General features: G+C 37.5%; 27 protein-coding genes and 5 tRNA genes. 29 read left to right on the top strand and 3 right to left on the bottom strand.

Features of this window, described 5'->3' with window-relative positions; genetic code table 11:
• Positions 1-10: 10 nt before the first annotated feature.
• Both RBH95_RS04995 and RBH95_RS05000 read left to right on the top strand, forming a co-directional pair.
• Positions 11-2,206, top strand: a complete 2,196-nt coding sequence (locus RBH95_RS04995; RefSeq protein WP_307901609.1) for a T9SS type A sorting domain-containing protein — start codon at positions 11-13, stop codon at positions 2,204-2,206.
• 261 nt (positions 2,207-2,467) lie between these two features.
• The gene (locus RBH95_RS05000) at positions 2,468-3,358 is read left to right on the top strand and encodes a DUF6252 family protein (protein ID WP_307901610.1); all 891 of its coding nucleotides are present in this window, start codon (positions 2,468-2,470) and stop codon (positions 3,356-3,358) included.
• A gap of 59 nt (positions 3,359-3,417) precedes the next feature.
• Here RBH95_RS05000 and RBH95_RS05005 read toward each other — a convergent pair whose 3' ends face one another.
• A complete protein-coding gene (locus RBH95_RS05005) occupies positions 3,418-4,116 on the bottom strand; it encodes a bifunctional 2-polyprenyl-6-hydroxyphenol methylase/3-demethylubiquinol 3-O-methyltransferase UbiG (RefSeq protein WP_307901611.1) in 699 nt (232 codons plus the stop codon).
• A 63-nt stretch (positions 4,117-4,179) separates the two neighbouring features.
• Here RBH95_RS05005 and RBH95_RS05010 point away from each other — a divergent pair, with 63 nt between their 5' ends.
• From RBH95_RS05010 to RBH95_RS05020, 3 genes are all read left to right on the top strand, one after another.
• Entirely contained in the window at positions 4,180-4,674 is a 495-nt protein-coding gene (locus RBH95_RS05010) for a YkgJ family cysteine cluster protein (protein ID WP_307901612.1), read from the top strand.
• Positions 4,675-4,740: 66 nt separating this feature from the next.
• Entirely contained in the window at positions 4,741-5,586 is an 846-nt protein-coding gene (locus RBH95_RS05015) for a sterol desaturase family protein (protein ID WP_307901613.1), read from the top strand.
• Entirely contained in the window at positions 5,573-6,451 is an 879-nt protein-coding gene (locus RBH95_RS05020) for a glycerophosphodiester phosphodiesterase family protein (RefSeq protein WP_307901614.1), read from the top strand. Before RBH95_RS05015 ends, RBH95_RS05020 begins: the two co-directional genes overlap by 14 nt.
• A gap of 3 nt (positions 6,452-6,454) precedes the next feature.
• Here RBH95_RS05020 and RBH95_RS05025 read toward each other — a convergent pair whose 3' ends face one another.
• The gene (locus tag RBH95_RS05025; protein WP_307901615.1) at positions 6,455-7,702 is read right to left on the bottom strand and encodes a DUF1343 domain-containing protein; all 1,248 of its coding nucleotides are present in this window, start codon (positions 7,700-7,702) and stop codon (positions 6,455-6,457) included.
• Positions 7,703-7,711: 9 nt separating this feature from the next.
• Between RBH95_RS05025 and RBH95_RS05030 the strand changes: the two genes are divergently transcribed.
• Positions 7,712-8,950 carry an ABC transporter permease gene (locus RBH95_RS05030; protein ID WP_307901616.1) on the top strand — a complete coding sequence of 413 codons (1,239 nt, stop codon included), beginning with the start codon at positions 7,712-7,714 and terminating at the stop codon, positions 8,948-8,950.
• Between the two features lie 59 nt (positions 8,951-9,009).
• Positions 9,010-9,990 carry a PLP-dependent cysteine synthase family protein gene (locus tag RBH95_RS05035; RefSeq protein ID WP_307901617.1) on the top strand — a complete coding sequence of 327 codons (981 nt, stop codon included), beginning with the start codon at positions 9,010-9,012 and terminating at the stop codon, positions 9,988-9,990.
• Here RBH95_RS05035 and RBH95_RS16680 read toward each other — a convergent pair.
• Entirely contained in the window at positions 9,950-11,086 is a 1,137-nt protein-coding gene (locus RBH95_RS16680) for an acyltransferase family protein (protein WP_374047813.1), read from the bottom strand. The genes RBH95_RS05035 and RBH95_RS16680 overlap by 41 nt on opposite strands.
• Before the next feature lie 116 nt (positions 11,087-11,202).
• Here RBH95_RS16680 and RBH95_RS05040 point away from each other — a divergent pair, with 116 nt between their 5' ends.
• From RBH95_RS05040 to rplJ, 22 genes are all read left to right on the top strand, one after another.
• Positions 11,203-12,474 (top strand): DUF2851 family protein, encoded by a 1,272-nt coding sequence (locus tag RBH95_RS05040; protein ID WP_307901618.1) that lies wholly within the window; start codon positions 11,203-11,205, stop codon positions 12,472-12,474.
• 98 nt (positions 12,475-12,572) lie between these two features.
• Complete coding sequence (locus RBH95_RS05045; RefSeq protein ID WP_307901619.1) at positions 12,573-13,799, top strand: S8 family serine peptidase; 1,227 nt, start codon at positions 12,573-12,575, stop codon at positions 13,797-13,799.
• A gap of 77 nt (positions 13,800-13,876) precedes the next feature.
• Positions 13,877-14,104, top strand: coding sequence for a PspC domain-containing protein (locus RBH95_RS05050; protein WP_307901620.1), 228 nt, complete (start codon positions 13,877-13,879; stop codon positions 14,102-14,104).
• A gap of 3 nt (positions 14,105-14,107) precedes the next feature.
• Positions 14,108-15,130 carry a TrkA family potassium uptake protein gene (locus RBH95_RS05055; protein WP_307901621.1) on the top strand — a complete coding sequence of 341 codons (1,023 nt, stop codon included), beginning with the start codon at positions 14,108-14,110 and terminating at the stop codon, positions 15,128-15,130.
• A 105-nt stretch (positions 15,131-15,235) separates the two neighbouring features.
• Positions 15,236-16,858 (top strand): sodium:alanine symporter family protein, encoded by a 1,623-nt coding sequence (locus tag RBH95_RS05060; RefSeq protein WP_307901622.1) that lies wholly within the window; start codon positions 15,236-15,238, stop codon positions 16,856-16,858.
• Between the two features lie 12 nt (positions 16,859-16,870).
• Entirely contained in the window at positions 16,871-17,737 is an 867-nt protein-coding gene (locus RBH95_RS05065; protein ID WP_307901623.1) for a helix-hairpin-helix domain-containing protein, read from the top strand.
• An 18-nt stretch (positions 17,738-17,755) separates the two neighbouring features.
• The gene (locus RBH95_RS05070) at positions 17,756-18,922 is read left to right on the top strand and encodes an acyl-CoA dehydrogenase family protein (protein WP_307901624.1); all 1,167 of its coding nucleotides are present in this window, start codon (positions 17,756-17,758) and stop codon (positions 18,920-18,922) included.
• Positions 18,923-18,928: 6 nt separating this feature from the next.
• Entirely contained in the window at positions 18,929-20,353 is a 1,425-nt protein-coding gene (locus RBH95_RS05075; protein ID WP_307901625.1) for a carboxypeptidase-like regulatory domain-containing protein, read from the top strand.
• Positions 20,354-20,440: 87 nt separating this feature from the next.
• The gene (gene rpsU / locus RBH95_RS05080) at positions 20,441-20,635 is read left to right on the top strand and encodes a 30S ribosomal protein S21 (RefSeq protein WP_053991760.1); all 195 of its coding nucleotides are present in this window, start codon (positions 20,441-20,443) and stop codon (positions 20,633-20,635) included.
• A 107-nt stretch (positions 20,636-20,742) separates the two neighbouring features.
• Complete coding sequence (locus RBH95_RS05085) at positions 20,743-21,639, top strand: tyrosine-type recombinase/integrase (RefSeq protein WP_307901626.1); 897 nt, start codon at positions 20,743-20,745, stop codon at positions 21,637-21,639.
• Between the two features lie 138 nt (positions 21,640-21,777).
• Positions 21,778-22,080: a ribosome hibernation-promoting factor, HPF/YfiA family gene (hpf, locus tag RBH95_RS05090; RefSeq protein ID WP_053991762.1), complete on the top strand. Its 303-nt coding sequence runs from the start codon at positions 21,778-21,780 to the stop codon at positions 22,078-22,080.
• A gap of 100 nt (positions 22,081-22,180) precedes the next feature.
• Positions 22,181-22,254: transfer RNA gene (locus tag RBH95_RS05095), tRNA-Thr, on the top strand.
• Positions 22,255-22,299: 45 nt separating this feature from the next.
• Positions 22,300-22,381, top strand: a tRNA-Tyr gene (locus RBH95_RS05100).
• 28 nt (positions 22,382-22,409) lie between these two features.
• Positions 22,410-22,482 (top strand) — tRNA-Gly (locus RBH95_RS05105).
• 11 nt (positions 22,483-22,493) lie between these two features.
• Positions 22,494-22,565: transfer RNA gene (locus tag RBH95_RS05110), tRNA-Thr, on the top strand.
• Between the two features lie 58 nt (positions 22,566-22,623).
• The gene (tuf, locus tag RBH95_RS05115) at positions 22,624-23,811 is read left to right on the top strand and encodes an elongation factor Tu (RefSeq protein ID WP_307901627.1); all 1,188 of its coding nucleotides are present in this window, start codon (positions 22,624-22,626) and stop codon (positions 23,809-23,811) included.
• 64 nt (positions 23,812-23,875) lie between these two features.
• A tRNA-Trp gene (locus RBH95_RS05120) sits at positions 23,876-23,948 on the top strand.
• Between the two features lie 69 nt (positions 23,949-24,017).
• Complete coding sequence (secE, locus tag RBH95_RS05125) at positions 24,018-24,212, top strand: preprotein translocase subunit SecE (RefSeq protein ID WP_307901628.1); 195 nt, start codon at positions 24,018-24,020, stop codon at positions 24,210-24,212.
• A gap of 11 nt (positions 24,213-24,223) precedes the next feature.
• Entirely contained in the window at positions 24,224-24,781 is a 558-nt protein-coding gene (nusG, locus tag RBH95_RS05130) for a transcription termination/antitermination protein NusG (RefSeq protein WP_307901629.1), read from the top strand.
• Between the two features lie 72 nt (positions 24,782-24,853).
• A complete protein-coding gene (gene rplK, locus RBH95_RS05135; RefSeq protein WP_307901630.1) occupies positions 24,854-25,294 on the top strand; it encodes a 50S ribosomal protein L11 in 441 nt (146 codons plus the stop codon).
• Between the two features lie 11 nt (positions 25,295-25,305).
• The gene (rplA, locus tag RBH95_RS05140) at positions 25,306-25,995 is read left to right on the top strand and encodes a 50S ribosomal protein L1 (RefSeq protein WP_053977407.1); all 690 of its coding nucleotides are present in this window, start codon (positions 25,306-25,308) and stop codon (positions 25,993-25,995) included.
• Between the two features lie 19 nt (positions 25,996-26,014).
• Positions 26,015-26,536: a 50S ribosomal protein L10 gene (gene rplJ, locus RBH95_RS05145; protein ID WP_307901631.1), complete on the top strand. Its 522-nt coding sequence runs from the start codon at positions 26,015-26,017 to the stop codon at positions 26,534-26,536.
• The last annotated feature ends 34 nt before the right edge of the window (positions 26,537-26,570 follow it).

Genomic DNA, 26,570 nt, shown 5'->3' on the forward strand with positions numbered 1-26,570 from the left:
ATATCCGACCATGAAGCAAATCTACTTAGTGCTTATTTCTTTTTTATGTATGATGTCGGCAAACGCTCAAATCGTAGATATTCCAGATACCAATTTTAAAACTTATTTAACCACTTCAAATTGTGTTGACCTTGATGAGGATGGGGTTGGAGATGTTGATGCAGATACAAATGATAATGGCGAAATAGAAGTTGAAGAAGCCTTAGGTGTAACGTCTTTAAAACTTGGGGATTATTGGGATGAAACCACTAATGTTTCAGATTTAACTGGTATAGAGACTTTTGTGAATCTAAAATATTTGTGGGTACAGAATTTTCAAAATGTATCTTCTATTAATTTAGAGGGGCTAACTGTTTTGGAAATACTTCATTTTTATAACGTGCCATTAGACGCAATTGACCTAGAAGGCTTGGTAAGTTTGGAAAATTTATCATTGAATGGGGCTGAGATAACCAATTTTGACATTTCATCCAATCAGGCACTTACTGATCTCTATCTAACAAATAATCCAAATTTAGAGGAAGTAGATGTGAGTAATAATAACTCCATTACACATTTTTATTGTGATGAGAACCCTGGAATTTATGAATTAAACCTTAGTAACTTGCATGATTTGTATATGGTGTCAATACAGGACAACGAAAATTTGAACTATATCAATTTAAAAAATGGGAATACATATGCCTTATTTCCAGACTATCCTGTGCCGGGCTTAATGATACAAAACCTTCCTAATTTGGAATACATGTGCGTGAATGAAGCGGTTTCAAATTTTTCCAATCAAATTGAACTTGAGTTAGAGCATCCTGTCACTTTTACAGAGTATTGTTCATTCACACCTGGAAGTACGTTTTTTACTTTAGAAGGAGAAGTTTTAGTTGATATGAATCTTGATGGATGTGATGAAGGAGATGTGAAATTTCCAAATTTGAAGCTTGATGTAGTTTACGGAAACAATACAAATATGGTCTATAGTAATACTATGGGGGTGTATGAAACACATATGCCAGAGGGCAGCTATGTCATCACACCTCAATTGGAAAATGAGGCCTATTTTTCGGTGGAGCCAGAAAGTTTTACAGTTGATTTTATCACTGATCCAACCGATGTTGTTCAGGATTTTTGTATCACTCCCAATGGTGATTTTAATGATTTGGAGGTTTCTGTAATTCCTTTGAATCAAGCAAGACCAGGTTTTGAGGCGGATTATAAAGTCATCTGCAAGAATAAGGGAACAACTACTTTGTCGGGTGAGGTCACTTTTAACTTTGATGCCAATGTCATGTCCGAAATGGAAACTACGCCAGTATCAACCAATGAAAATGAAGGCGAGCTGTTATGGGATTTTGTGGATCTTGCCCCTTTCCAAACCGAACAGTTTTATATCACCATGCTTCTCAATACGCCAACCGATACTAATTTCCCTTTAATGGGAGGAGAGGTTTTGGAGTTTACGGCTGCATTGGAATTTGAGGGGACGGATGAAACTCCTGAAGACAATACAGCCAGTTTGTTTCAGACCGTTGTCAATTCTTTCGATCCTAATGACAAGACCTGCCTTGAGGGCGCAAGCATTACCGAATCCCAAGTTGGGGATTATGTTACTTATGTGGTACGTTTTGAAAATACAGGAACCGCCAGCGCCATCAATGTAGTGGTGAAGGATTATATAGATACCGATAAATATGACGTGTCTTCGTTAATGCCTTTGGACGCGAGTCATGAGTTTTACACATGTATCACAGATGGCAATAAGGTGGAGTTTATTTTTGAGGATATCAACCTTCCTTTTGAAGATGCCACTAATGATGGTTTTGTGGCTTTCAAACTAAAGACCTTGTCCACTTTGCAGCCAGGGGATGAATTTAGCAATGAGGCTGAGATTTACTTTGATTACAATGCCGCTATACATACCAATAATGCTACTACGGTTGTGGAAGATGCCCTATCGATTGAGGAGATTTCAAAAGAGGGAATTGTGTCGGTGTATCCCAACCCTGTATCAAATGTGCTGCATTTTGAAACTAATGAATCCCTTTTGTTAATAGCCATCTATGACCTTCAGGGAAGGGTGGTAATGCAACAGGCCTTTACCCAAGGGGCGGGGGATTTTCAATGTGATGTATCCAACCTGTCAAAAGGGATGTATACCGTGCAGGTAAAGACTGCTAAAGGAGAGCGGTTTTTGAAAGTCATTAAAAATTAGTTATGGAAGATATTTGATGTAGAATTTACTATGGCTTTTGGATACAATTTTGATAATTAAACATCTTTGCGTATTTCATTTTCAATCAAGGAAATATAAAACTTTAGTGTGTTGATTAAAGATTTGAAGATCATAGGCTTGTAAATTATTGAAGTGAGATTATTTCGTTTGTTTTGTAAGATAATTGAATTATTTGTAAGTTTTTATTGTATTTTATATCATAATTGTCTTTTTTTGGTTAAAAATTTTAACCAACTTATTATGAAAAAAACATTAAAAGCAGTTTTCTTATTAGCAATTGTCACAATATTTTCATGCGATAGTGGAAGTGATGGTGATAGTAATTCAAATTCTTTCTCCGTAAAAATTGATGGAGAAAACTATAATGCAGAAGTTACTTCGGCAATTATTTACAATGGCACGCTAGCGATTCAAGCTTCAGATGAAAATTTGGATAATTTTTTCAATCTTTCAGTGCTTACCGCAGAAGAAGGTATTTATGAAATAACAGGAAATGCAGCGGATCATTTAACTACACCGGCAATGGTGTATAGACCGCAAGAGAGTAGCCAATATTTGAGTTACATCGGGAATCCTAATGTGCCAGGTAGTGGGACTTTAACTATTACAGAAATAGATACAGAAAATCAGACAGTATCGGGAACTTTTAGTTTTACAGGAACAGTCTCATACACGGGAGAGACTATGGAGTTTGAAAATGGAGTTTTCAATAATATTCCTTATTCAACAGATCTTCCTTCAGACTTTTCAGGAGGGACAGCCAATTTAGATTTGGACGGGGAAGCATATGATCCTACAAATGTGAGTGTGAATAGAAGTTCTATACTGACTACAGAATTAATCACAATAAATCTAAACAAATCAGGGAAGCCAGGCATTGGTCTGTCGTTTTCTCCAGATACTGAAGTTGGGACTTTTGACTTTAGTTCTTTTGGTGATTATAGAATCATAATGAACCATTCAAACACCTCTGTTTCTTATGTTGAAAGTGGAAGTATTACAATTTTAACCCATGATGTTGAAAACAGAAGCATGACAGGTACGTTTGAAGCTGTTTTAATTGATTCCAATAGTTATGAGCAGATAGGAGTTATAACAAATGGAGAATTTGATATAGTATATGAGGAATAATAAATAATAGTTTTACCTTCTTAAAAAAAGCGGCCATTTTCTATAGAATGGCCGCTTTTTTATTTCGAGAGTCTCGCCAAATAATCAAAGTGGTCTCCTTCCTTTACGAGTTCACATTTTAGTCCAACGGAAGTACAGGCGGTGTAGAGCCTATTGAAGTCAAGGTACAGCCATTTCATGGGAAGTTCCTTTTCACCTTTGTAGCTTAAAAAGTAATCCAGTTCACCATAATAATTGGCATTGGTGTCAATCCACAAACCACCATCTTCGTCTTCATACATATATTTGATGTCTGAAGAGTCGATTAAAATTTGCCCATTTGGATTCATTAGGGATTTTAAATGGTTTAGGTAGGTAGCTACTTGGGAAAGTTCTTGGAAAATTCCCGTGCCGTTCATCAACAGCAAAATAGTGTCAAAGGTTTCGGTTTCTTTCAGAACAGGAAGAACTTCAGCATTTGTAACACCTCTATCTTTGGCAACGGTAACGGCTCCTTCAGAAATATCGATGGCTTTAACTTTTAGTCCTTTTTCCTGTAAATACAAACTGTGACCACCTGCGCCGCAACCTACATCCAAGACGTTTCCTTTGGCAAGATGCAGGGCTTTTTGCTCCAATTTGGGCATGTCTTTATAACTTCTGAAGAGATAAGGAAGCGGCAGTTCATCTTCCTCCGAAATGTTGGTAGAGGTAATCAAATCTTCGGTGTAATTACCTTGGTGGTAATCCAAAAGGGCTTGTCCAAATAAATCTTTCATAGCAGTACTGTTAATAGTTGGGTGCTTGGTGATGGTATCTTAGGAGTTTCTTATTTTTGCAGCATGGAAGACATCATCAAAAATCTACCAAAACAGGCCAAAGATAAACATAAGGAAAACAAAACCTTCTTTGCCAAACTTAAAAAAAAGCCACCTAAGCAATTGGACTATATCATGCAGGAGTTGCACGAGGAAGAGTTTGAACGCACCAATTGTTTGGAATGTGCCAATTGCTGCAAAACCACGGGACCTTTATTTACGGACAAGGATGTGGACAGGATTGCAAAGCATTTCCGTATGAAACCATCCAAATTTATCGATGAATTTTTAAGGGTAGACGAAGATAATGACTACGTGTTGCAAAGTGTACCTTGTACGTTTTTGGGAGCAGACAATTATTGTTCCATTTATGAAGTAAGGCCCAAAGCCTGCAGGGAGTATCCCCATACCGATAGAAAAAAGTTCCAACAAATCTCCAATCTCACGTTAAAGAATGTAGCCATTTGCCCTGCCGCTTTCAATATTGTGGAGGAAATGAAAAAGCGTATTAAGCTTTAGGGGATTCTCGATAAAAGGAAGTTTAGGAGAAAGCATTTTTAGTATCTTTATTCAAAACTTTTCTCCTTGGAATCTATTATTGATTACTTCGAAACCATCCCTTCGCTCCACCGAAGTATTATTTTGGTTGGAGGGATTGCCTTCTTTTGGATGTTGGAAGGCGCTGTGCCTTTATTTCAATTCAAGTACCACAAATGGCGGCATGCCATCCCCAATTTGTTTTTTACGGCAACTACCGCGTTGGTCAATTTGCTTTTGGCTTTTTTGTTGTTCAAAACAGCCAATTGGGTCCAAGAGCATAACTTCGGGATTTTGAATTGGCTGCCAGAGATGCCGCTTTGGTTGTATGCGCTTTTGGGCGTGTTGTTGCTGGATTTCTTTGGCGCCTATTTGGCACATTATGTAGAGCACAAAGTAAAACCCTTGTGGATGGTGCATCTCGTTCATCATACCGATCATAATGTAGATACCACTACGGCCAATCGTCACCACCCCATAGAAAGTGTCATTCGGTTTGTGTTTACCCTGTTTGGGGTAGTGGTTATTGGCACTCCCATTGCTTTGGTGTTTATTTACCAATCGCTTTCGGTTGTGTTTACCCAATGGACACATGCTAATATTAAAATGCCTAAACGTTTGGATACATTCTTAAGTTATTTTTTTGTGTCCCCAGATATGCATAAGGTGCATCACCATTATATGTTGCCTTATACGGATTCCAATTATGGAAATATTTTTTCCATTTGGGACCGTTTATTGGGAACGTATATGGAATTGGATAGAGATAAATTGGTGTATGGCGTGGATGTATTTCCAAATGAAGAAGAGAATGGCAATTTGGGGAATTTGTTGACACAACCTTTTCAGAAATACAAAAAGCCCACAATTTTACCAATCAATGAAGATTTATAAAGTAGCCTGTCATTTCTTACTTTTCGCAATTATGATCAATTGTAGTGCTAAACAATCCATCGGGGTACAGGGCCACAGAGGCTGCCGGGGAGTGCTCCCAGAAAATTCACTTCCGGCATTTAAAAGAGCCGTTGAGCTTGGTGTACAAACTTTGGAAATGGATGTGGTGGTGTCCAAAGACCGAAAGGTCGTGGTGTCGCACGAGCCTTTTATCAGTCGGTTTTATTGTTTGGATCCCTTCAGTAATGAAATTCCATTGGTTGATGATATGGCTTATAACCTGTATGAGATGACCTATGATTCCATAAGGCAATTCGATTGTGGGAGTAAACAGCATCCAAGATTTCCGGAACAACAAAATATGCGAACTTTTAAGCCACTAATGACTGAAGTGTTTGATTTGGCTGATAGTTTAAATAGGCATATTGCCTATAATATTGAGTTGAAGGCAAGACCTGATTATGATGTGCTATACACACCCTATCCAGCAGATTTTGTACAATTGGTGCTTAAGGATATTGAAGAAAAACAAGTGTTTCAACGCTGCAACTTACAGTCCTTTGATGTGAGAATTCTAGAAGAAGTTAAAAAACAAGCGCCAGAAATGTCCGTAGCGCTTTTGGTAGATGAAACAGAATCCATTGAAGAGAAACTCAAGGAACTCAGCTTTCAACCAGAAATTATCAGCCCATATTTTGAACTTCTTTCAAAAGAAGTGGTAGCCAAATATCAAGCTTCGGGTTATAGAATCATTCCTTGGACAGTTAATGAAACTGCCCACATCCAAAGAATGATTGATTATAAGGTCAACAGTATTATCACCGATTACCCGTTACGTGCACTTCAGCTTTTAAGCAAGGAATAGTCATTACTTATAAATTAGATAAGCTTGACGCATTTGGTTATAGGCCTTCAAGCCACGCACCCAAGTTTTTTTGATCTCGTCTGCCGTGTGACGTTCTTCAATTTGCTTTTGCAAGGTTTTGGTTCCCGCCAATTTGGTAAAAAAGTCATTGAAAAAAATCGGTTTGTCAATGGTGTTTTGATAGGCGTTGATGAGGTAATTCAAATCCAAACGCGCTAAGTTTGGAGAGTCACTTAGGTTTTCGCCGTAACATAACATCCCTTTATGTTTAGGGTGCTTGGAGCCAGCATTGGGTTGTGGTAAAAACTTAAATGTGTACATGCCTTTATCTAAATATGGACTTCCGTAGATTTCAAATGGTTTAGGGGTGCCACGGCCAGCACTTACATTGGTGCCCTCAAAAAAGCAAAGGCTAGGGTATAGGTTAATTGCTTTATCGGTAGGTAAGTTTGGAGACGGCGCAATGGGAAGACTATAGCTTCTTTGATGTGTATAATTCTGAACCGGAATTACCGCCAAATCACACGTAACTCCATTGTCCAGCCAATGTTCGCCATTGATCATTTTGGCATATTCCCCAATGGTCATTCCGTGTACCACTGGTACAGGATGCATGCCTACAAAACTTTTGTATTCTTTTTCTAAAATTGGGCCGTCTATATAATGTCCGTTAGGGTTAGGGCGATCCAAAATCAGCACAGGGATATTCTGTTCGGCACAAGCTTCCATGACATAATGTAAGGTAGAGATGTAGGTGTAAAAGCGAGCCCCCACATCTTGGATGTCGAAAACTACTAAATCTAAACCTTCCAATTGAGTTGCTGATGGCTTTTTGTTGCTTCCATAAAGAGAAAAGATTGGTAATTTGGTTTTGGAATCGATGCCGTCTTTTACATGTTCTCCGGCATCGGCAGTGCCTCTAAAGCCATGCTCTGGAGCAAATACTTTTACGACATTTGTTTTTAAGGCAACTAAAGAATCCACCAAATGGGTGTAGCCCTTTTTATGGAAGATTACAGAGGTTTGATTGGCCACAATCCCAATTTTTTTTCCTTGTAATAAAGGTAAGTAGGCTTCGGTTTGGTTGGCCCCAACTGCAATGGGAGCATCAAGGTCAACTTCCTTGGAGGTATAACTAAAGTCTGAAAAATTGGAAGCGTTGGCGCCAGCTTCGGAAGTGGCGATGTTTCCACAGGAAAACGCTATTAAAACAAATAATAAAACTGTATTTTTGAAAACGGTTAATCGCATAAAAGTATTTTGAATTACGAATTTTTCTTAGCTAAACGCATTATTGGCAGTAAAGCGTATAAAAGTAGTGTTTCGGCCCCAATTATAAAAATTGGCATTACCGCCATAGCCATAGGAATTATCGTTATGCTCATTGCCGTGGCCACTGGGTTGGGACTTCAAAAAAAGATACGCGATAAAGTTGTGGCTTTTAATGGGCACGTCACCATTTCCAACTATGATACCAATGTCTCTGATGAGTCAGAAATACCAGTATCTTTAAATCAAGAGTTTTATCCGGAATTTAAGGGAATAGAGGGCATTTCGCATGTGCAAGGCGTGGCCAAGAAGTTTGGTGTCATCCGTACCGAAACCGATTTTGAAGGGGTGGTGTTGAAAGGTGTAGGGCAGGACTACAATTGGAAATATATCCAGGATTTTTTGGTTGAAGGACGTTTGCCAGAATTTGGTGAGCAGATGGGGAATGAGGTGTTGATATCTCAATACATTGCCAATAGGTTAAAGTTTGAAGTGGGAGATTCTTTTCAGATGGTGTTTGGAAAGGAGGATGCCAATCAAATCCCTAATATCAGAAAGTTTACGGTGGTAGGAATTTATAATTCCGGGTTTCAGGATTTTGACAAGACCTTTATTATTGGCGACCTGAAGCAAGTACAAAGGCTTAACAAATGGCAGGCAGATCAAGTTGGGAATTTTGAGGTGTTTATTGATGATTTTGATCAAATTGAAGAAAAGGGACTAGAGATTTATGAGGCAACACCATCCAATCTTAATGCGGAAACGATTACCGAGAAATACATTTCAATTTTTGAATGGATCAATATTTTCGATAATAATACCTATGGGGTTATTGGAATCATGATTATCGTGGCGGGTATCAATATGATTACGGCGCTTTTGGTATTGATTTTGGAACGTACCCAAATGATTGGGATTTTAAAAGCCTTAGGAAGTTCCAATTGGAGCATTCGAAAAGTGTTTCTATACAATGCCACTTATTTGGTAGGTTTAGGGTTGTTTTGGGGAAATTTAATTGGGCTGTCACTTTTGGCTATCCAATATTATTTTGGTGTTTTGCAATTCCCAAACCCTGAACAATACTATATGACGACTATTCCAGTTTACGTGAGTCTTAAAAATATATTGTTGCTTAATATAGGCTGTTTTTTAGCCTGTATGCTCATGTTGTTGGTGCCTTCATATATTGTTACTAGAATTTCTCCAGTCAAAGCCATCAGGTTTGAATAATGCTTAGAAATAGAAATCTTTAACTTTTGCCATTTGTTTATTTATGGTAATTTTAAAGCATGGACTACGCAGAAAATATCTTAGGAACCATTGGGAACACCCCTTTGGTAAAACTCAATAAACTTACCGCAGAATTGCCTTGTTTGGTATTGGCAAAATACGAAACATTTAACCCCGGAAATTCCGTAAAGGACCGAATGGCCTTAACGATGATAGAAGATGCCGAAGCAGATGGAAGACTGCAACCTGGAGGCACTATTATTGAAGGAACTTCCGGAAATACTGGAATGGGATTGGCACTAGCAGCCATTGTAAAAGGTTACAAATGTATTTTTGTGATCAACGACAAGCAGTCCAAGGAAAAAATGGATGTACTTAGGGCGATGGGAGCAGAAGTAGTAGTGTGCCCAACAGCTGTGGCTCCTGACGATCCCCAAAGTTATTATTCAGTAGCGAAACGATTGGCAAAAGAAATTCCAAATTCTTGGTATGTCAATCAATATGATAACCCTAGTAATACCAAAGCACATTACGAAAGTACAGGACCTGAAATCTGGAAACAGACGGATGGTAAAGTAACGCATTTTGTTGTGGGAGTCGGTACTGGAGGCACTATCTCAGGTGTAGGGAGTTATTTAAAGGAACAAAATCCCAATATTAAGGTCTGGGGAATTGATACCTATGGCAGTGTTTTTAAAAAATATCATGAAACGTGCATTTTTGATGAGAAGGAAATCTATCCTTATGTCACAGAAGGAATAGGGGAAGATATTCTGCCAAAAAATGTAGACTTTAGTATTATTGATGGATTTACCAAAGTGACCGATAAGGATGCTGCTATTTATACCCAATTATTAGCTCGTGAAGAAGGGATGTTTCTTGGGAATTCTGCTGGAGCAGCCGTAAAAGGACTGCTGCAATTGAAGGAGCATTTTACCAAAGACGATGTGGTAGTGGTACTGTTTCACGACCATGGCAGTCGATATGTTGGGAAGATGTTCAATAATGACTGGATGAGGAAAATGGGGTTTTTGGAATAATTTGTTGGTAATTGAAGTACTTTTTTAATCTTAAAAATGGCTGTTCTATTACGATATAAGATAAATAGGATACAATTAACGTAATCGAGAAATAAGAAGCTATCATAATTACGTATTGAAAGGAGAAATGCAATTTTTTTGGCATTATATAATTTTCGTTGAATAAAAATGGTCCAAAAATTTCAGGTACAAAATGATGAAAAATGTAAATACCATAACTTATTTTGCCTATCCAAATTAATGAAGAATTGTTAAAAATGATCTTGAATCGTAGGTTTTCGGGTTTTTCCTTGTTAAGGATTAAGTAGGTGATTATAGAAAAGGTGATTATAGATGTTGTTGTTCTTGTTGGAAATTTGGACCAATTTAAAATTCTAAAGGGATCCAAGTGGTAAATAAGAAACAAAATGAATACTACAATGCTTACGTATAATGAAGTCTTAAATATTAGAGGTAGTTTCTGTGGATAGTAAATAAAAAAGTATGCTAAAAGTCCTCCTAAACCAAAGGCATCAAAACAGGTAAAAGTCAAAATAGGAGTAAAGTTGTTCTGTTCTAGAATAAGGAACTGAGTCAAAATGCCAATTAAAATAAACAAACCTATTACATAAGGTAAGATTCTTTTATTGAAAAAGATTAAAATCCACGGCCAGATGAGGTAGAATTGTTCCTCTACAGCTATTGACCAAAAATGGGAGAATAATCCTCCCCAACTTTGGCTTATGTAATAGAAGAAATTTACAGAAAAAGAAAGCAGGTATGGTGTAAGCGTCTCTAAATCGGTGTAATAGTTTATTTTGTTTTTAAATATAAGAGCGAATAGGATAGCCATATAGTAAATAGGGAAAATCCTCAGCATTCTTCTAAAATAAAAATTTCTAAAAAGATTTTTTATTGGGGTATTATTTTTTTTAGATTTTTCCTTGACGGTTAACAAAATGGTTGAAATTAAAAAACCACTAAGGACAAAGAACATGTCGACCCCAATAGCTCCAATGGAAAATCTATTGAGGTTAATTTCTGGCTTCCAATGGTGGACGATTACGAAGAGTACAGCAATGCCTCTAAGGCTATCTAGTTGGTTTATGTATTTCATAATAAAATGAATATTCTAAAATAATACAAAAAAATATACTAATGATTTTTGATTAATCTATAACAGGTAAAGAGGGTTCCCAGTTATTTCATTTAAATATTTCTTATTTTTAAGAGATGCAAGAAGATTTTCTACACTATCTATGGAAATATAAAATCCGCAAGGCACAGAACCTGAAAACCACCTCAGGGGAAACTGTGGCCCCCTTGCATGTAGGGCAGTACAATACAGATTCCGGCCCCGATTTTTTTAACGCACAGATTAAAATTGGGGAGCAGCTATGGGCTGGTAATGTTGAGGTGCATGTAAAATCTTCCGATTGGTATGTGCATGGACACGAGCAGGACAAGGCTTATGACAATGTGATTTTGCATGTGGTCTGGGAACATGATACCGAAATTTTTAGAAAGGACAATTCTGAAATCCCAACATTACAATTGAAGGATACTGTAGATACAACTTTGTTTAATACTTATGTTAAACTGTATTCCAAAGGAAATAAATGGATTTATTGTGAAGACGATCTGTCCAAAACCGATGGGTTTGTTTTAAACAATTGGTTGGAGCGTTTGTATGTTGAACGGTTGGCACAGAAATGTGAAACTATTGATTCGCTGCTTTTAAATTCTAAAAATGATTGGGAAGCAGTATTGTTCAAAATGTTGGCTAAAAATTTTGGATTAAAGGTCAATGGTGAGGCATTTTTCAGTTTGGCACAATCTGTAGATTTTTCTGTGGTACGAAAATTACAGAGCAATCAATTTGGTTTGGAAGCACTTTTCTTTGGGCAGTGTGGTTGGTTGGACAGTGAATTTGAAGACGCTTATTATTTAAGGCTGAAGAACGAGTATAGTTTTATAAAGCAAAAATTCCAGCTTTCCAATGCGCCGGTTGTCGATCCACAATTTTTTAGATTACGACCTCCTAATTTTCCAACCGTAAGATTGTCACAATTGGCTAATCTCTATTCTCGAGAAAAACAGCTGTTTTCAAAATTAATGGAGCTTACCTCTCTTGACGATTATTATAAGGTCTTAGACTGTAAAACCTCTTCATATTGGGAAACTCATTATACTTTTTGCAAAACGTCCAAAACATCCAAAAAACGATTAACCAAAACCTTTGTTGATTTATTGCTTATCAATACCATTATCCCCTTAAAATTTGCATACTCCAAAACCAAAGGAAAAGAGGTTGATAGTCTTGTTCAGCTAGCTCAACAAATCCATACTGAACACAATAGTTTGCTGTCTGCTTTTGCCAATTTAGGGGTGAAAACTAAAAATGCATTACAATCACAGGCTTTAATTCAATTAAAAAGCAATTACTGCGACAAGCAAAAGTGTTTGGATTGTGCCATTGGGGCCAATATACTGCAGTTGGTCTAAAAACCTTCTTTTTAAAGAATTTATTTTATTGGTTTTTATGATTAAAATTTTAAATTGTTAAATATTTTAACATTTAAACTGGGTAAATATTAAATATTATGGAGCTAAAATCAATTTTCAGGTATTCGTTGATTGGGACTTTGGGTTTGACACTTTTCAATTGTCAACCGGATTCTCCCGAGCAAAATGAAGAGGTGCAAACCGTCTCTTATATGGAGTCAAAAGTGATTCCAGGAAGTTATATTGTTGTTTATAACAATGCCAACCAAAGAATGGCTGCTTTGCCAAAGGTAAAAACACTACAGGGCTATATTGCGCAAATGGATGTTTTAAAACATTCGTTTTTAAATGAGTTCAAAACAATCGGGTTGGAAGGTTCTAATATAAAGGAAACTTTTGGACATGCCGTAAAGGGCTTTAGCGCAAATTTAACCGAATTACAGTTGGAGCAACTAAGAAATGATCCTAGAGTGTTGAGAATTGAGCAAGATTATACCATAAGTATTTCACCGTATAAAGGTAAGCCTGGAGGAGGTGGTTCAGGGACTACAGAGTCTCAAAAGGTACCTTATGGAACGATAAGAGTGGGTGGTGGTGCTACCGCTTCAACGCATACTGCTTGGGTAATTGATTCAGGGATTGATTTAGATCACCCAGATTTGAATGTTGATGTAGATAGAAGCCAATCTTTCCTTTCTGGAGGAGGCGGTGCCAATAGTCCTGATGATCAAAATGGTCATGGGACCCATGTAGCGGGTACTATAGCAGCGATAGACAATAATATTGGTTCTGTTGGAGTGGCACCAGGGACTACTGTTGTAGCGGTACGTGTGTTGGATCGTAGAGGTAGTGGATCCTTGTCGGGAGTTATTGCGGGCGTAGACTATGTTAAGGCAGCAGGCGAAGTAGGGGATGTTGCTAATATGAGCTTAGGAGGCGGAATATCATTGACTTTAGATAATGCTGTAATGACAGCTGCAGCCGAATCTGGGGTGAAGTTTGTACTAGCGGCAGGAAATGAATCCAACAATGCCAACAGTCATTCTCCAGCAAGAGTCAATGGTGATAATATCTACACAATTTCAGCTATGGATTCTGATGATAATTGGGCTTATTTTTCAAACTATGGAAACCCTCCAGTAGATTATTGTGCTCCAGGCGTGGGTGTCTATTCTACTTGGAAAAATGGTGGATATAATAGTATTAGCGGAACTTCCATGGCGGCACCACATGCAGCAGGTGTCCTGTTGCTGGGAACTCCGTCCACAGATGGTACGGTAATTGGTGACCCAGATGGAAATGATGATGCTATTATTCATTTGTAAAATTATATGAAGTTTTAAAAAGCCACTTTTTTGAAAGTGGCTTTTTTTTATGAGTTAAAATCATCAAATTTGTTTTAATGAATATATTCTACAAGATATTACTGCATTTTCAGAAACATGGCTATTATGTTTGTCAGCGTATTGCAGATCGTTTGGGTATTCGAGCTAAAGTGGTGAGAACATCATTTATCTACCTTACTTTCGTTACCTTGGGCTTTGGTTTTGCGTTGTATTTGTTTCTTTCCTTTCTGATGCGTGTTAAGGACTTAGTATACACTAAGCGCTCTTCGGTTTTTGATCTATAATTTATGAACAGTGCTTTACTTCGCCTTGCTAAATCTAAAATAACCATAGCGGTAATGCTATTGGCTGTCTTGGTTTTTGCTGGTATGTTTGGTTTTCGTGTTATTTCTGGTTACAACTGGATAGATGCTCTTTACATGACCGTTATTACCATTACTACGGTAGGTTTTGGAGAGGTTAGGCCTTTGGACGATCAATCTAAGGTGTTTACAGTATTTTTGATTTTGACAAGTATTGTAATTGTAGGATATGTAATTAGTGTATTGACCGAGTATTTGTTGAGCCAAAATAGTTTTGAAGAATTAAAACAAAAGAATATGCAAAAGCGAATTGACCAACTTCAGGGCCATATCATTATTTGTGGTTATGGCCGTAATGGTACACAAGCAGCCAAAAAGTTGATAGCCTACAAAAAGCCATTTGTGGTCGTTGAGCAGAATAAGGAACTTATTGATAAGTTTGAAAGTGACTTGGTAAATTTCATTCACGGTAATGCAAATGAGGATGAAGTACTCCATAGGGCAGGAATCAACAGGGCAAGTACGTTGATTTCGGCATTGCCAAATGACGCCGATAATTTGTTTGTGGTGCTTTCCGCGAGACAAATCAATAAGGACTTGAGAATCATTAGTAGGGCTTCGCAGGAGACAACCTATAATAAATTGAAATTGGCAGGGGCAGATAATGTAATCCTTCCCGATAAAATTGGAGGAGACCACATGGCCTCGTTGGTTGTGGTTCCAGATTTGATTGAGTTTATCGACAATCTTTCCATAGTTGGAAAATCCAATGTTAACATAGAAGAGATAGAAGTATCCAGGTTGTGCAGTGATGCTGATGAAAAGACGATTAGGGATTTGGATTTAAGAAACAAGACAGGGTGTAACATTATTGGGTTTAAAACAGGGGAAGGAGAGTATATTGTAAACCCAGAGGCCGAAATGAAATTGGGAGCGCACTCTAAAATCATTGTTTTAGGTAGACCAGAGCAAATTCAAAAGCTAAATTCGGTGTACAATATCAGGTAGTTAATTTTCATTTTAACGACGATAGCTTTATTAGTTCGATTTTTTTTAGCATATTGGCAAACCTAACAATAATTGATTAAGAAATAACTAAATTTAAACATTCATATGAAGAAATATCTTCTATCATTACTTTCAGTTTTATTACCTATCTTAACCTTTTCTCAACAAACAACATCCGAAAAAATTGATGCTATATTCAAAGAATATACAGGGTGGTTTGTAGAAGGAATTTTTTATGAAATTCCATTCTCTGAAACCTTCAGCATTCCTTGGGTACTTATTGTATTGGTGGGGGGAGCGCTATACTTCACCGTTTATTTCAAATTTATAAATATTAGGGGGTTCCGTACAGCAATAAGAGTAGTACAAGGAAAGTATGAGGATATCGAAAAGCATGGTGCCGATACATTATATGGGGATTCTACTCCTAATGAACACGAAAATATTATTGAAACTTTAAGGGACGACAGTGCTGACGGCGAGGTAACTCACTTTCAGGCATTAACTGCCGCTTTGTCTGCTACTGTAGGTCTAGGAAACATTGCAGGTGTGGCTGTAGCCTTATCAATAGGTGGTCCAGGGGCAACGTTTTGGATGATAGTGGCAGGTCTTTTAGGGATGGCTTCCAAATTTGCAGAATGTACTTTGGGGGTGAAATATAGAGATGTAGCCAAAGATGGAACCGTTTATGGGGGACCAATGTACTATTTAACCAAAGGACTTAAGGAAAAAGGAATGGCTGGTTTTGGTAAAATCTTGGCTATCCTATTTGCTGTGTTTGTTATTGGTGGATCTTTTGGAGGCGGTAATATGTTCCAAGCTAACCAAGCAGCGGCTCAGTTTACCAAGTTATTTGATTTGCAAAGCGACGATGCGGGAATGTACTTTGGGTTTGTAATGGCGGGGCTTGTAGCTATCGTTATTATTGGAGGTATTAAAAGAATTGCTTCGGTAACAGAAAAAATTGTGCCATTTATGGCTGGAATTTATGTGTTGGCGGCTTTGATTATTTTAGGAGCTAACTTTACATTGATTGATGACGCTTTTGGATTGATTTACGACGGTGCGTTTACTGGCTTAGGAATTGCTGGTGGTCTTGTTGGAGTGATGATTCAAGGAATTCGTCGTGGAGCCTTTTCGAATGAGGCTGGTGTAGGATCGGCTGCCATTGCTCACTCGGCAGTAAGAACAAAGTATCCGGCTTCCGAAGGGATTGTGGCTCTTTTGGAGCCTTTTGTAGATACCGTAGTTATTTGTACGATGACCGCTTTGGTAATTGTAATTACCAATTTCAATGGCCAGTTCATGGAATATGGAGTGCCAATTAAAGAGGGAGTAGAATTAACAGCTATGGCCTTTGATACCGTAATTCCTCATTTCTCAATAGTTTTAACATTGGCTGTTATTCTTTTTGCCTTTTCAACCATGATTTCTTGGTCTTATTACGGAATGCAAGGATGGGTATTTTTGTTTGGGAAAGGTAAAACTTCAGATTTGGTTTATAAGATTCTGTTTTTGGTTTTTGTTGTAGTTGGATCGTCGATAAGTTTAGGTGCAGTAATTGACTTTTCCGATGCTATGATTTTTGCCATGGTAGTGCCCAACATAATTGGGGTAGTAATCTTGGCGCCAATTATTCGTAGAGAGCTTAATAAATATAATGATGCAATAGAGGTGAAACATGAAGCCTTGGAGGAAGGTGCTGAAGATTTAACCGAGCATATGTAAAAGTAACTCATTATGAAAAATATAAAATCCCATTTCGTGTTCACTAAACAACAACGGAATGGGATTTTGTCATTATTGATCTTAATTGTAGTACTTCAACTAGTTTATTTTTTTGTTGATTTTTCATACAATGATATAGAGTTTGATTCAGAAAGTATAGAAAGGTTTCAAAAGGAAATAGAGTCGCTTAAAGTTGTTGAAATTGAAAACAGAAAACCTAAACTATATCCATTCAATCCAAACTTCATTACAGATTATAAAGGATATGTCTTGGGGATGAGTAATGAGGAGATTGATAGGTTGCTAGATTATAGAAGTAAGGATGAATGGGTGAATTCCAAAGAGGAATTCCAACAGGTCACAATGGTTTCAGATTCATTGTTGAATACTATGGCACCTTATTTCAAATTCCCGGATTGGGTGACGAGTGCTTCTGAAGCAAAACCGGAATTCAAAAAAGTAAATTCTCCAATAAGAAAAGTGGATTTGAACAAAGCAAGTCAAGAGGATTTAAGGAAAGTGAACGGAATTGGAGAAGTGCTTTCCAAACGAATCATGGATTATAGAAAGACCTTGCCTTCGGGCTTTATATCGATGGTGCAGTTGCAGGAGGTATATGGCCTGTCGCCTGAGGTCATCGAGCGCATGTCCGAACGGTTTTTTGTGAAGGAACCGGAGAATTTAAGTAAGGTGAAATTGAACACAGCGTCACGTGATGAGCTAGTGACCATTAAGTATATTGACTATGAAATTGCCCATCGAATCATTGAAGAACGGACGCTTCGGGAAGGGTTTAAATCACTGGAGGAATTAACAAAAGTAAAAGACTTTCCTATCCATAGGTTTGAGATAATTAAGCTATATTTGACGCTTAATTAACTCAAGAATACAATATTTATGAATAGCATGTACTTCACTGAAGAACATCAGCTTTTTCGCGAAAGCCTTAAGGAATTTTTAAAAAAAGAAGTCGTACCACATATAGATAAATGGGAAAAAACCGGTACAGTAGAGCGGTTTATTTGGGAGAAGTTTGGAGAAATGGGATACCTTGGATTGGCTTACCCAGAGGCCTACGGAGGACTTGATTTGGATTTGTTCTACACAGTGATACTTTTGGAAGAATTACAGAAAGTAAATTCGGGAGGATTTGCTGCAGCCATTTGGGCACATGCCTATTTGGCCATGACGCATTTGAATAAAGAAGGCAACCACGATATTAAAAAGAGATATTTGGAACCTAGTATTGCAGGAACCAAAATAGGAGCACTATGCGTAACCGAACCGTTTGGAGGGAGTGATGTGGCAGGAATGCGTACAACAGCGGTTAAGCAGGGGGATACTTATGTAATTAATGGATCAAAAACCTTTATTACCAACGGTTACTATTGCGACTATATGGTGGTGGCGGCCAAAACTAATCCAGAATTGGGGAATAAAGGTATTAGCATGTTTGTGATTGATAAGGAAACAGCTGGAATATCTGCTACCAAATTGGATAAATTGGGATGGAGAGCTTCTGATACCGCCGAAATAGCCTTTGACAATGTGGTGGTGTCAGCTTCTAATTTAATGGGAGAGGAAGGTAAAGGATTCCCTTATATCATGCAGCACTTTGCTTTGGAAAGACTGATTATGGGTGTGAACGCTCACGCTAGAGCAGAGTATGCTTTGGAGTATGCCCTTCAATATATGTCTGAAAGAAAAACTTTCGGTAAATCCATAGATCAATACCAAGCCTTAAGACACAAGTATGCCGATATGTACAGTTCTATGGAATTGTGTAGGGAGTATAATTACTCGGTTGCTCACCGATTGAACAAGGGGGAATATGTGGTTAAGGAAGCCACCATTTCCAAACTGCAATCTACCAAAATGGCCGATGAGGTTATTTACGGTTGCTTGCAGTTTTTGGGAGGTTACGGCTATATGGAAGATTACCCAATGGCACGTTTGTTAAGAGATAGTAGGTTAGGGCCAATTGGAGGGGGAACTTCGGAAATTCTTCGAGAAATCATTTCCAAAATGGTAATCGACAAAAAAGATTATAAACCAGCAACCTAATAATTTATGAGAAGTCCCCATTTTAAGGTTTTGTATGCCTTGGCTATTGGCTTGTTTGCCATGTCTGCTTTTGCCCAAACAGAACTCAAAAATAAAATTGTGGATTTTGCAACATTGATGCCTGTTGAAAGTGCCAGTATCTATGTTCAAAATACTACTATTGGTACGGTGAGTAACGCCGATGGAAAGTTTGTCCTTTTAGTGCCAAATGAGTTTGCCAAAGACACTTTGGTGATTTCTTCCATTGGGTATAAGAGCTACAAAGTGCCGGTAGGAGAATTTGATAACAGTATGGAAATTTATCTTGAGGAAGATATTGCTTCTTTGGATGAAATTTTATTGGTGGCAGAAACAAGACCGGAAACGGGAAATGAAATCGTAGAGCGGGCTTTGGAGAAATTAGAAGATAATTTTCCCGAGCAACCTTATATTCAAAAAGGCTTTTTAAGGCATAAGGAGCGTAACAAAAAGGAATTCAAGTGGCTTATTGAAAGTGCGATTACCTTGTACGATTCCAGTTTTACTTCCGAAGCAGAGGAAAATTTAAAGATTAATGTAGATGAAATGCGCAAGAGTTATGATTTGCGCGATGTGGATAGTTTGCTAGCCTACACGGCCTATTTGAAGCAGGAAAAGAAACTCAGAAACCTAAAGGCTAAAAATTTAAAACGCGATACCATTGCAACGGCCTCTTTGGTGAAGGCTATTAAGTGGAATGATAGAAGAACCAATGGCTTGGAAAATTTGTTTCAGGGTAAATTGAATATGTTAAGGAACAGTAATTCCAATAAAGCGCTTTTTGGGGAGCACATGTTGGAATCCCATCAATTTAAATTGGATACTGTGTTGGTGGATAACGATAGAAAGATTTACAAAATAAAAATTGATGCAAGTACAGATTTTGTAAACTTAGAAACTCCGGGAATCTATAACGACGGTTATGTGGCCAATGGTTGGATTTATATTTATTGGGACAATTATGCTGTTAAGAAAATCGAGTATGAATTGGTGGCGTCTTCTCCTCAGCAAAAAAGTAGAAGTAAAACATTGTTTGGGACCCAGGTTAACCACAAATTGGTAATGAGCTATATGGAGTATGATGAGAAAATGTACCCAAGCTATATTTATTATGAAACACCCAAATTGGTTAATGTAGGACAAAAAGTTGGTTCAAAACAAGTGTCAGAGGAAGAGGCTTATGATCCTAATGAACGCTATTACTATTCAGTCCAAGAATTATTGTTTACAGAAATTATTGTGGACCCTGAAGTAGTTGCTTTGGAAGCGCAAAAGGAATGGGATCCAGATATATTTTCTGTAAAACCCTATAACAAGGAGTTTTGGAAGAACTATAACACATTGTTGGAGAGTGAAGAGGACGAACAATTGATTCAGGACTTAACTCAAAGGTCTTCATTATATAAGGATTGAAAAATTTTTAAAATTTAGTTGCGATTAATAGATTACTTATTATATTTGCGCTCCGAAAAATTCTAAAAGAGAGGAGGTTAAGATACTATGTTAATTATACCAATTAAAGAAGGAGAAAATATAGATAGAGCGCTAAAGCGTTACAAGCGTAAATTTGATAAAACTGGTACGAAACGTGCATTGCAAACTAGAAAGCAGTTTACTAAGCCATCAGTAGAGCGTAGAGCTCAAATTCAAAAAGCTCAATATGTCCAGACTCTTAGAGATCTAGAAAACATCTAAGAATAAATATATTCTTAATTAAAATCCTGCAGTCGCAGGATTTTTTTTTGCCGTTACTGAAGTAAATAATACTTTGTACTTTTAATAAAATTGACGCTAATAAGAACATGTCCATAATAGCTTTTACAGATTACCTGCTTCACGAGAAGAAATATGCCTTACTAACCATAAGAGCATATTCAAAAGATTTAGAGGATTTCCGTGAGTTTATGGCTGCGGAGCACGATACCCAATCACTTGAAACTTTAGAATATCGGCAAATAAGAACTTGGATAGTGTATATGGTAGAGCAGGGGATGAGTAATCGTAGTATTAATAGAAAAGTATCTTCTCTTAATTCTTATTATAAGTTTATGATTAAAATTGGGGAAGTTGAAATGAATCCCTTGGCTAAGCATAAGGCTCTTAAGGTTTCGAAGAAAGTGCAGGTGCCATTTTCTGAAGACGAAATGGATCAGGTATTAATGGATTTGAAATCTGAGACAGATTTTGAAGGTGTTCGGGATCGTTTGATTATAGAATTATTTTATGCAACCGGGATTAGGAGAATAGAGTTGGTGCAGCTAAAAGTATCCGATTTGGATTTAGCTAATAAAACGTTAAAAGTTCTGGGCAAGAGAAATAAGGAACGTATTCTGCCGTTAATAGAAACAGTGAGCCAAACCGCAAAGGCGTACCTTGAGGTGAGAAGTTCTTTGGAAGATATTCAGGATGGATCGTTTTTATTTTTAACAAAAAAAGGTGTGAAAATTTACGAAACTCTTGTTTACAGAATTATAAATGATTATTTTAGTAGAGCATCTTCAAAAGTAAAAAGGAGCCCTCACATATTAAGGCACTCATTTGCCACTCATTTACTAAGTCAAGGTGCAAATATGAATGCAGTAAAAGAGCTTCTTGGGCATTCCAGTCTTGCAGCAACTCAAGTTTATACCCATAATAGTATAAACGAGTTGAAAAAGGTGTATTCAAACGCACATCCAAGGAGCAAAAAACGCGAATAGATAGTTCAATGTCTAACCATTAAGAATGAAGGATTGCATTAATACCTGTAGCAGAATTTAATTTTTTAAGTACTAATTTGAAAAATTAAATTTTTTTTATGGGCGGTAGTCTTGCATTCTTTTTAAAATTTAAAACAGATGAAAGTAAACACACAGTCAGTCAACTTTACAGCAGACAAAAAGTTGATAGCGTTTATCCAAAAGAGAATGGATAAATTAGATTTATTTTATGACAGGGTTATCCAGTCTGACGTATTTTTAAAAGTGGAAAATACTAGTGCCAAAGAGAATAAAATTTTCGAAGCAAGAGTTAGTGTTCCCGGAGATAGTCTTGTCGTAAAAAAACAATGCAGGACATTTGAAGAAGGGGCCGATAGTGCAGTTTCATCGTTAGAACGTCAGCTCAAAAAGAGAAAAGAAAAATTAAGAGCACATATATGACAAAATTTTTCAAAAAATGTTTTGAATAAAGAAATAAATATATACATTTGCAGTCCGTTAGAAATAGCGGACTTTTTTGTTGTGCAAAAAGTCATCAAAAGCCGATATAGCTCAGCTGGCTAGAGCAGCTGATTTGTAATCAGCAGGTCGTGGGTTCGAGTCCCTCTATCGGCTCAAGTTCTTTAAGAGAAATGATGTAAATATTGTAAGAAAACTATTGGGGAGATACTCAAGCGGCCAACGAGGGCAGACTGTAAATCTGCTGACTATGTCTTCGCAGGTTCGAATCCTGCTCTCCCCACTTTTTTACACTATTAAATTTTTAAAAAGCGGGAGTAGCTCAGTTGGTAGAGCGTCAGCCTTCCAAGCTGAATGTCGCCGGTTCGAACCCGGTCTCCCGCTCATTTTAAAAAGCCGGTGTAGCTCAGGGGTAGAGCGTTTCCTTGGTAAGGAAGAGGTCACGGGTTCAAATCCCGTCATTGGCTCATATTACAGTGAATTAAATTAGAACACTAATATAAATTAAGATTAAATAAATTAAACATGGCAAAGGGAACTTTTGATCGTTCGAAACCACACTTAAATATTGGTACTATCGGACACGTAGATCACGGTAAAACAACTTTAACTGCCGCTATTACAAAAGTATTAGCTGATGCGGGTTTATCTGAAGTAAGATCATTTGATCAAATTGATAACGCTCCAGAAGAGAAGGAAAGAGGTATTACAATTAATACATCTCACGTAGAGTATCAGACTGCAAATCGTCACTACGCACACGTAGATTGTCCTGGTCACGCCGATTACGTTAAGAACATGGTAACTGGTGCTGCGCAAATGGATGGTGCTATTTTGGTGGTTGCTGCTACAGATGGTCCTATGCCTCAAACTCGTGAGCACATCCTTTTAGGTCGTCAGGTAGGTATTCCTCGTATCGTTGTTTTCATGAACAAAGTTGATATGGTTGACGATGAGGAGCTTTTAGAGTTGGTAGAAATGGAAATTAGAGACTTGTTGTCTTTCTACGAATATGATGGAGATAACGGTCCTGTAATTGCTGGTTCTGCTCTTGGTGCACTTAACGGTGAGCAAAAGTGGGTTGATACAGTAATGGAATTGATGGATGCTGTTGACAACTGGATCGAAGAGCCAGTACGTGATATGGATAAGCCTTTCTTGATGCCAATCGAGGATGTATTCTCTATTACAGGTCGTGGTACTGTGGCAACTGGACGTATCGAAACAGGTGTTGCTAACACTGGAGATCCTGTAGAGATCATCGGTATGGGTGCAGAGAAATTGACTTCTACTATCACAGGTATTGAGATGTTCCGTCAAATATTAGATAGAGGTGAAGCTGGAGATAACGCTGGTATCTTATTGAGAGGTATCGATAAAAACCAAATCTCAAGAGGTATGGTAATCGTTAAGCCAGGATCTGTAACTCCTCACCAAAAATTCAAAGCTGAGGTTTATATCCTTAAGAAAGAAGAAGGTGGACGTCACACTCCATTCCACAACAACTACCGTCCACAGTTCTACGTACGTACAACTGACGTAACTGGAAACATCACACTTCCTGATGGAGTTGAAATGGTAATGCCTGGAGATAACCTTACTATTACTGTAGAATTGATCCAACCAATCGCGATGAACGTAGGTTTACGTTTCGCTATCCGTGAAGGTGGTCGTACAGTAGGTGCTGGTCAGGTAACTGAAATTTTAGACTAATTATCATTATAGTTTATAAATTAAGGTGTCTTGTACATTTGGCAAGACGCCTTGATTTATATTTACGGGTTTAGCTCAGTTGGTAGAGCACTGGTCTCCAAAACCAGGTGTCGTGAGTTCGAGTCTCGCAACCCGTGCAAATTTTTAGATTACAATTTTTTAACGTATGTTGCAAAATTGTAATCTGGTAAAAACTTTTAAGTCAAATGGCAGGAATTGTTAATTATATAAAGGAATCCTTTGAGGAATTAAAGAATAATGTGTCATGGCCAACATGGGCGGAAGCTCAAAGCTTAACCGTGCTTGTGGCTGTTTTCTCTATTGTTTTTGCACTGGCTATTTGGGGAGTGGATACTGTTTTTAGTAAAGTTATTAAACAATATTTTGATTTAATCGGCTAAAACATTATTGAATGTCTGAGACAAACACAAATAAAAAATGGTACGTTGTTAGAGCCGTAAGTGGTCAAGAGAACAAGATTAAAACCTATATCGAGAATGAAATTGCTAGATTGGGGCTTGAAGATTTTGTTGACCAAGTATTGGTTCCTACAGAGAAAGTAATCCAAATACGTAACGGGAAAAAGATACACAAAGAACGTGTGTATTTTCCTGGTTATATAATGATTCAGGCCAATTTAAGTGGGGAAATACCACACATCATCAAATCCATTACAAACGTAATTGGATTTTTAGGTGAAACAAAGGGAGGTGATCCGGTGCCGTTAAGACAATCTGAAGTGAACAGAATGTTAGGTAAAGTGGATGAACTTACTGTGGATGCTGACGCAAATGTGGCAATTCCTTACACAATTGGTGAGACAGTGAAAGTAATTGACGGTCCATTTAATGGATTTGATGGTACTATCGAAAAGATCAATGAAGAAAAGCGTAAACTTGAAGTAATGGTGAGAATTTTTGGAAGAAAGACGCCATTGGAGTTGAGTTATATGCAAGTGGAAAAAGTTTAATAATTGTTACCAGATATATAGCATGTCTTTTTGCTTCCATATTAAGAGATATGCAAAACTAAATTTATTAAAATGGCAAAAGAATTAAGTAAAGTAGTTAAATTACAAGTTCGGGGAGGTGCTGCGAATCCGTCGCCACCAGTTGGACCCGCTTTAGGTGCTGCTGGAGTTAATATCATGGAGTTCTGTAAGCAATTTAATGCGAGAACCCAAGATAAAGCTGGTAAAGTATTACCAGTGGTTATCTCTGTTTACAAAGACAAATCTTTTGATTTTGTAATCAAGACTCCACCAGCTGCTGTACAATTAATGGAAGCGGCCAAAGTAAAAAAGGGATCTGGAGAACCGAACAGAAAGAAAGTAGCTAAAGTTACTTGGGATCAAGTAAGAGCTATTGCAGAGGACAAAATGCAAGACTTAAATGCATTTACAATTGAATCTGCTATGACAATGGTTGCAGGTACTGCAAGATCAATGGGAATCACTGTTAAAGGCGGGGAAGCTCCTAACTAAAAATTTTTGAAATGGCAAGATTAACAAGAAAGCAAAAAGAAGCAAGAGCTAAAGTTGAGAAAAACAAACTTTATTCTCTTGAGGAAGCTTCAAACTTATTAAAGGAAATAACTTATACTAAATTTGATGCTTCTGTAGATATCGCTGTTCGTTTAGGAGTAGATCCTCGTAAAGCTAACCAAATGGTTAGAGGTGTGGTTTCACTTCCTCACGGAACAGGTAAGGATATGAAAGTATTGGCCTTGGTAACTCCTGACAAAGAAGCTGAAGCTAAAGAAGCTGGAGCTGATTATGTAGGTTTAGACGAGTACCTACAAAAAATCAAGGACGGTTGGACAGACGTAGACGTTATTGTAACTATGCCTAGTATTATGGGTAAATTAGGGCCATTAGGTAGAATTTTGGGACCTAGAGGTTTAATGCCTAACCCTAAAACTGGTACCGTAACGATGGATGTTGCCAAAGCAGTTAGCGAAGTAAAAGCAGGTAAGATTGATTTCAAAGTAGATAAAACTGGTATCGTTCACGCTCCAATTGGAAAAGCGTCTTTTAGCGCTGATAAATTGGTAGGTAACGCTCAAGAATTATTGTCTACATTGATGAAATTGAAGCCTACTGCTGCTAAAGGTACTTATGTGAAGAGTATTTTCATTTCAAGTACTATGAGTCCAAGTATTGCAGTAGATACAAAAATAAACTAAGTAGTTAAACTTTTATATTATGACAAGAGAAGAAAAATCACAAGTTATTGAAGAGTTGACTGCTCAGTTAGCAGAGAATGCTAATATCTATTTAGCAGATATTTCTGGATTAAATGCAGGAAACACTTCAGATTTACGTCGTGCATGTTTTAAAGCAAACGTAAAACTAGCTATAGTAAAGAATACATTATTGGCTAAAGCCATGGAAGCTTCTGAGAAAGATTTTGGAGAGCTGCCAGGTGTACTTAAAGGAAATACGTCAATTTTGTTTTCTGAAACAGGAAACGCTCCGGCAAAAGTAATTAAAAACTTCCGTAAAAAATCTGAAAAGCCTTTGCTTAAAGGAGCTTTTATTGAAGAAGCAATTTACGTTGGAGACGATCAACTAGATGCACTGGTTGATATCAAATCTAGAGAAGAGCTTATTGGGGATATCGTGGCATTGCTACAATCACCAGCTAAGAACGTTGTGTCTGCTCTTAAGTCTGGAGGGGGTACATTGGCCGGCATCATCAAGACGTTATCCGAAAAAGAAGGATAATCCAAATAAGTACGCACTTAAACAAATTATATTT

This window comes from Mangrovimonas sp. YM274 (assembly GCF_030908385.1).
Classification (GTDB): Bacteria; Bacteroidota; Bacteroidia; order Flavobacteriales; family Flavobacteriaceae; genus Mangrovimonas_A.